General features: G+C 41.4%; 6 protein-coding genes. 4 read left to right on the forward strand and 2 right to left on the reverse strand.

The window, feature by feature from the left end; all coding sequences use genetic code 11:
* Positions 1 to 209: 209 nt before the first annotated feature.
* The 4 genes from L1765_RS13385 (at position 210) to L1765_RS13400 (ending at position 4,381) form a co-directional block, all read left to right on the forward strand.
* Positions 210 to 989 carry an enoyl-CoA hydratase/isomerase family protein gene (locus tag L1765_RS13385; RefSeq protein WP_236407992.1) on the forward strand — a complete coding sequence of 260 codons (780 nt, stop codon included), beginning with the start codon at positions 210 to 212 and terminating at the stop codon, positions 987 to 989.
* A 559-nt stretch (positions 990 to 1,548) separates the two neighbouring features.
* Positions 1,549 to 2,736, forward strand: coding sequence for a CaiB/BaiF CoA transferase family protein (locus L1765_RS13390; RefSeq protein WP_236407993.1), 1,188 nt, complete (start codon positions 1,549 to 1,551; stop codon positions 2,734 to 2,736).
* A 21-nt stretch (positions 2,737 to 2,757) separates the two neighbouring features.
* Positions 2,758 to 3,951: an acyl-CoA dehydrogenase family protein gene (locus L1765_RS13395; protein ID WP_236407997.1), complete on the forward strand. Its 1,194-nt coding sequence runs from the start codon at positions 2,758 to 2,760 to the stop codon at positions 3,949 to 3,951.
* Between the two features lie 118 nt (positions 3,952 to 4,069).
* The gene (locus L1765_RS13400; RefSeq protein ID WP_236407998.1) at positions 4,070 to 4,381 is read left to right on the forward strand and encodes a DUF3870 domain-containing protein; all 312 of its coding nucleotides are present in this window, start codon (positions 4,070 to 4,072) and stop codon (positions 4,379 to 4,381) included.
* On the opposite strand, the gene L1765_RS13405 is transcribed toward L1765_RS13400, so the two are convergent.
* Together L1765_RS13405 and L1765_RS13410 are read right to left on the reverse strand one after the other, a co-directional pair.
* On the reverse strand, positions 4,369 to 5,208 hold the full coding sequence (locus L1765_RS13405; RefSeq protein WP_236407994.1) for a GGDEF domain-containing protein: 840 nt from the start codon (positions 5,206 to 5,208) through the stop codon (positions 4,369 to 4,371). The genes L1765_RS13400 and L1765_RS13405 overlap by 13 nt on opposite strands.
* A gap of 13 nt (positions 5,209 to 5,221) precedes the next feature.
* Positions 5,222 to 6,241, reverse strand: coding sequence for an HD-GYP domain-containing protein (locus tag L1765_RS13410; protein WP_236407995.1), 1,020 nt, complete (start codon positions 6,239 to 6,241; stop codon positions 5,222 to 5,224).
* Between the last annotated feature and the right edge of the window lie 547 nt (positions 6,242 to 6,788).

Consider the following 6,788-nt stretch of genomic DNA (forward strand, 5'->3'; position numbering starts at 1 on the left):
CATGAGAAAGAAAGCGGATAATTTTATTGTGATTCGTCAGATAATATTATAGAATCAGATAATAAAGAAAGATAAAATAAATTAAACACCCTTTTGTTCATCCATGCAGACGGAAGGGTGTTCTTTGCTGACTTAGTAATTTCATTAGTTCGCTGGCGTGCAAATCTTTAGTTTTACATCCATATTAAACAGGAGAAAGGAGTAAAAAAATGTCCTATGAAAAAATCCTTGTAGAAAAAAGGGGAAGTGTCGCTATAATCACCTTAAATCATCCAGAGAAATTAAATGTGTTGGATATGGTTTTGTGCCAGGAACTGGCTAAAGCAACGAAAGAGGTAAGGGAAGACCAGGGAATAAGGGCAGTTGTCATTACTGGAGCAGGGAAAAACTTTTGTGCAGGAGGAGATTTGCAGGCGTTGCAATCCATTTCTCCTGAAGAAGGCCATCGACTGTTGAAGGAGATTCACAGTTTCATTCTTGATATGGTTGAGATGGAAAAACCGGTGATTGCTGCTGTCAATGGTGCCGCTGCTGGAGCGGGATTTAATCTAGCCTTGGCAGCCGATCTGTTAATTGCAGAAGAAGGGGCCAAGTTTACTCAAGCCTTTGTCAAGATTGGGGTGGCGCCTGATGCGGGCGGCACATATATACTGCCTCGCTTGATAGGACCCCATTTGGCCAAGCAATTATTTTTTACCGGGGAATTGATTGATGCCAAAAAGGCAAAGGAATTAGGGATTGTCTCTCAGGTGGTTCCTGATGGAGAAGTATTGAATGAAGCTCTCTCTTTGGCCGAAAAGTTGGCTGCTGGACCAACCAGAGCCATCGGCATGACAAAAAGACTGATAAACAAAGGGTGGAATTCGGATTTTCAATCCCTCCTGAAAATGGAAGGAGACATCCAGGAATTGCTTTTTGCCTCTGATGATTTTCAGGAAGGAGCTTCGGCTTTCTTCGAAAAGAGGAATCCGCAATTTAAAGGAAACTAACGTGTATGGATGGAACTAAACTTACATGACCCTACGGGTCACAAATTGATATGAAAAGGTATTTTCATATCAAAGAATTTACTAAGGACAGCCTTCGAGTTCGTGCGAAGCTGCGGGACTAAAGAACGGGAATTAGTCCTCAAACTGACTCCATCATCGAAATACCCAGATGTTTTTGAGGGCTCCATTCTTTAGTCTCGAAGCGGACTTTAATCACTTCTTCGTCGAACTCGACTCGCGGACGTGTAAATCTTTAGTTCCACTCCTATAGAGGAGCGATTTATCAAATAACAATTGACACAATCCTTATAATGATTAGAATATAGAATAGGAGGAGAGTTTCAACTGCATAAAGAATCCCTTTTTGCAACCTTGAAACGGCCTCATACATTTTTGATAAATCAGTAGCAAAGTTGAATAAGCAAATTGCAGTGATGCAGAGCTGTCTTTTCTGTGGGAACTTTATACCAAAAGGACCAAAGCAGATCAGAGCCAGTTAACCATAAGATATTTTGTGGTTGCTGGCTGTTATTTTTTAAGAGAAAGGGGGGGGATTTATATGTCAGGTGCATTAACCGGGGTGAAGGTCCTTGATCTGACCCGGGTATTGGCAGGGCCATTTTGTACGATGATGTTGGGGGATTTGGGTGCGGACGTAATTAAGGTTGAAGCACCGGGAGGAAGTGATGATACCCGGGGATGGGGACCTCCTTACACAGGTGGTGAAAGTGCCTATTATCTTTGCACCAACCGTAACAAAAGAGGCATCACCTTGAATCTGAAATCGGAAGAGGGAAGAGCTATTGTAAAAAAAATGGCGGCAACCTCAGATGTATTGATTCAAAATTTCAAAGTTGGAACTATGGAAAAATGGGGGTTAGGTTACGAGGACCTTAAGAAAATAAATTCCGGACTTGTCTATTGTTCCATCAGTGGGTTTGGACATGAAGGGCCATATCAGCACCTCCCCGGGTATGATTACATCGTTCAAGCGATGGGAGGTATGATGAGCATCACTGGAAGTGAGGAAACAGGGCCGATGAAGGTAGGAGTGGCCATCGCTGATTTGGCCACGGGAATGTTTGCGGCCATCAGCATATTGGCAGCCCTGCATGAGAGAACAAAGTCTGGGGAGGGCCAGCATGTGGACATTTCACTATTTGATTCCCAAATCGCGATTTTGGCCAATGTAGCAAGCAATTATTTAATCTCCGGAAACATTCCCAAAAGGTATGGAAATCAGCATCCCAATATCGTGCCGTATCAGGTGTTTAAAGCCAAGGATGGGGAAATGGTCATTGCCGTTGGCAATGACAGGCAATTTGAAAAGCTGTGTCAGTTAATGAATAGAGAAGAGCTCAGTAAGGATCCGAGATTTTCAACCAATTCAAGCCGTTTGGAGAATCGGGAGACGATCATTCCTATTTTACAGGAAGAACTGATGAAAAAAGGGGTTAAAGAATGGCAAGTTCTTTTAAATGAAGCAGGGATTCCTAACGGACCCATTAACAATATGGAACAGATTTTTCAGGATCCTCAAGTAGAAGCTCGGCAAATGAAAATCACCATGCCACACCCAACGGCAGAAATGGTATCCCTTGTTGGAAGCCCATTAAAACTGTCAAGGACGTCTGTTGAGTATTTGCGTCATCCGCCGTTGGCGGGGGAACATACGGAAGAAGTTCTTCAGGAGTTTGGATTTTTAAAGGAAGAAATCAATCAATTCAGAAAAAATGGAATTATTTAGAGGAGAGGATGATACGGGATGATGAATTTTGCTTTAACCGAGGAACAGGAAGCTGTCAGAAAGATGGTAAGAAGTTTCGTGGACAAGGAAATTATGCCGTTTATTCAGGAATGGGATGCGAAGCAGCATTTTGAAACCAGTATTTTAAAAAGGTTGGCGGAACTGGATTTGATGGGAGTCTGTATTCCTGAACAATACGGTGGAATGGGCATGGATTACAATACTCTAGCTATTGTCTGTGATGAACTGGAACGTGGAGACACCGCCTTTCGGACGGCTGTTTCGGTCCATACCGGTCTTAACAGCATGACCCTTCTTCAATGGGGAAATGAATTTCAAAAAGAAAAATATCTCACCCCCCAGGCCCGGGGAGAAAAGATCGGAGCCTTTGGCTTAACAGAACCTAATGCCGGTTCAGATGTTGCTGCCATGCAGACAACGGCAGTAAAAGATGGAGATTATTATATCTTAAATGGTTCAAAAACATGGATTTCTTTATGTGATGTCGCTGATCATTTCCTAATTTTTGCTTACACCAATAAAGAAAAGAAGCATCATGGAATCAGTTGCTTCATCGTTGAGAGAACATTTCCGGGGGTTACCACCAAAGCAATAAAAGGAAAATTGGGAATCCGTGCAGGAAATACGGGCGAAGTATTTTTGGAGGATGTGAAGGTTCCTGCAGAAAACCTGTTGGGCGAAGAGGGGGAAGGATTCAAAATTGCCATGTCTGCTCTGGATAACGGCCGATTTACTGTAGCTGCAGGAGCGTGCGGACTGATTAATGCCTGTTTGGAAGCCAGTTTAAAATATTGTCATGAAAGAAAAACGTTTGGAAAAGAGATTGGAAAGCATCAACTGGTACAGCAGATGATTGCCAAAATGGTTTCTTCACTGGAAACCTCCAGGCTTCTTGTATATCGTGCCGGATGGTTGAAAAATGAAGGGAAAAGAAATACCAGAGAAACTTCCCTGGCAAAATGGTATGCTTGTGATGCTGCCTTTAATGCTGCCTCCGATGCAGTCCAAATTCATGGAGCCTACGGTTACTCCAATGAATATCCTGTAGAACGTTTCTTAAGAAATGCAAAGGCACCGGTTATTTATGAAGGAACAAGGGAGATCCATACTATCATGCAGGCGGAATATGCCCTTGGTTACAGAAAAGATAAGCCCTTAAGAAAAATGCTTCCCGCCTGGCCGTTTGAAGAATAATATTTTAGAGAAGCATTTATTATGGAATTCGTTCCACATCAGTAAATGAATTTGACGAAAGCTCATCACTGTCCTATGATGATGTAAGAAAATATCTCAGAAGGAAGTGGTGAGCTTAATGTTTTCCCGTGAGATTTATTTTATAGCTGGATATGCCAGATTACCCCAAGGGATGGCGGCAAAAAATGTGTTTGATTCCCTCACCATAACGGCTGAAGTGGAGAAGAAATACGGCGTCATTCTGGAGGTTTCCTGCACATTGGTGACGGATCACGGTCGAAAATTTATTGCTCAGATATTAAGGGGACACAGTTTAAAGGATGGAATTGAAGAACCCATTCAACTTATCCAATCTTATTATAAAGGAAAAGCGCAGCATGCCTTGATTGCCGCCCTGAAGGACTTATATGCACAGTATCAATTGATTTGAGTGTTGGATATGGATATGACTGAATCTATCACGCAAGTTAAGTTCCGTCCGGAATGCTTTGCCTGATACAGGGCTTTATCTGCTTGTTGAATCAAGTGATCTACACTAATCGGTTCATGGTGATGCAGGGTGGAAATGCCACTGCTTATGGTAATCTTGATGCCGTTAAACAATTGATTTCCGGTCTTTATTCTGAGCAGTTCAGCCAGATGATATGCTTCCTTTGAGTCAGTTCTTGGTAAAATCACGGCGAACTCTTCCCCGCCATAACGTCCGATAAATCTGTTGGGATACAACTCGTTTTTCAGCAAATCCGAAAACTGCTGCAGAACAACATCCCCAAATTGGTGTCCGTATGTATCATTTACTTTCTTGAAATTATCAATATCAATCATAATGAGGGATAGGGGGTATTCATTCTTTTGGCAATGGGAAAACTCCTTTTTTAGAATGTCAAGGAAGTAGCCTCTGTTGTATACCTGTGTCAACACATCGGTAACCTTTAGATGTTTGATCTGCTCATGCACGATTCCCAACCATGCCCCGATGCCGACCATAAAGAGTATATTAATCGCCCATTCCATCCACGAGATTTCAGAAGTACCTTTTCTGATGAACATTTCATCGGTAAGAATCCATAAGAACCCCATAATGAGCCCTCCTAATTCCCCTCCCCTTCTTCCATAATTAGCGGAAATAAAGATAATGATTGGTAGAAATAAGAACACGATTTCATTTTTCATTCCTGCCAGCAAAATGGAAGTGATGATGGCAACGATGGTTGAGACAAATACCTTCCAGCCTTTTACATCTTTCCACATTCTCATTGATATCACATCCTTAGATCACCATTTTATCCTGTTTTTCATCTTTCCGATCATTTGAAAAGATTCTTGTTGAAATCCAAAAGGAAAATTTATTCCGATCATAATTTAGCCTTGATAGGTCAATATCTTTCCAAACGGCCGACAACTGGATGGGGGTATGATGTTTCCCTTCTTTAACGATGCTGGTAAATAGATGAACAATCTTTTCGTCTAACTGCTTGCCCATGACTTGTGCCAACTCATCAAGGGCCTCTCTCTCAGTAAAAGGTTTCCGGTAGGGACGAACGGACGTCATGGCGTCAAAAGTGTCAGCCACCGCAATAATTTTTGCTCCAAGAGGGATATCTTCACCTTTTAATCCTATTGGGTATCCCCTGCCGTCAATTCGTTCGTGGTGATAGAGAACATATTTGGGGATCTGTAGTTTTTTTAATTTGTCAATTTCCATCAGAAGATGATATCCGTATTCGGGATGCTGCCTTACCAATTCATATTCTTCTGCAGTCAGCTTTCCCGGCTTGTTCAATATGTAATCAGGGATGCCGATTTTGCCAATATCATGGAACAAAGCAGACAGAAAAATGACTTTTTGCTGTTCCTTGGGCAACTGCATTTCTTTAGCGATCAGCAATGAGTAATTAGCCACTTTAAGGGAATGGGAAGCGGTATAGGTGTCTCTGGAATCCAATGCCTTGATTAACACGTATATAATTTCTGAGGTGATTTTGTTCAAATGTAGCTGCTGATGTTTTAGATGATCGGAAAAGAAACCGACAACAAATCCGGCGCTTAGATAAAAAACAGGATGAACGATCACCCTTTGAACCATGTCATAATGGAAGACAACAGCGACTGCGGATGCGACTGCCCCAGAGATCAGGCCTCCCTTCTTGCCAAAAACAAGGGCCGAAACAAAAATGGGAAGATAAAATAGATGGGTGTATAATTTGGAATCGTAAAAGTACATGAACAGAATTGATACGACAAAAAGGAAAAAGACGAATGCAGCAATTAAAGCGTTTTCTTTTTTCACACCCATCACCCCTCAGCCGACTCAGAAATCGCTCTTATTTCCGAGTCCCTATTGTATTATTGATTTTCCCCGGAAGTTTATCATCAAAACATTTAAATAGGAAAATTATGCATATTTGCACTATTTAGTTTAATTGTTTTTGTAAATAAGACTATGACAAAAATCACATAAAGTGAATTTTTTGTACGTTTAGAAAGTTTAACTTCTTTAAAATGATTAAAGTATAACAAAAACTAAGGCTTTCGCTATTATGGACTTGGCGATAAGCCAAGTTTTTCTAATGAATAAATTGTGGCAAAAATGTGAACAGTGCCTTTTTTATTTTAACATTGTTTTATGTCAAGCGTCAGTGAAAATGTCATATTAAAACGTCAGTGATTCTGTCACTTTTTTAGATGTTCTTCATCCCTTGAGGGATGTTAGCTTGTATCGCTCATTTCATCAAGGGTAAAGGCAAAGCCCTCGCTGTCGCTCGCCCTTGATTTCATTCACGATACAAGCTATTAGGGCCATTAAGGGATGAAGGATGACCTATCTGTTGTAACAG

It is taken from the genome of Microaerobacter geothermalis, from assembly GCF_021608135.1.
Lineage (GTDB): Bacteria > Bacillota > Bacilli > DSM-22679 > DSM-22679 > Microaerobacter > Microaerobacter geothermalis.

What these genes read in the sequence shown, in the direction of transcription:
- L1765_RS13390 (WP_236407993.1), top strand. Translation starts at nt 1,549, where the DNA reads ATGTCAGGTGCATTAACCGGGGTGAAGGTCCTTGATCTGACCCGGGTA.
- L1765_RS13385 (WP_236407992.1), top strand. Translation starts at nt 210, where the DNA reads ATGTCCTATGAAAAAATCCTTGTAGAAAAAAGGGGAAGTGTCGCTATA.
- L1765_RS13395 (WP_236407997.1), top strand. Translation starts at nt 2,758, where the DNA reads ATGAATTTTGCTTTAACCGAGGAACAGGAAGCTGTCAGAAAGATGGTA.
- L1765_RS13400 (WP_236407998.1), top strand. Translation starts at nt 4,070, where the DNA reads ATGTTTTCCCGTGAGATTTATTTTATAGCTGGATATGCCAGATTACCC.
- L1765_RS13405 (WP_236407994.1), bottom strand. Translation starts at nt 5,208, where the DNA reads ATGAGAATGTGGAAAGATGTAAAAGGCTGGAAGGTATTTGTCTCAACC.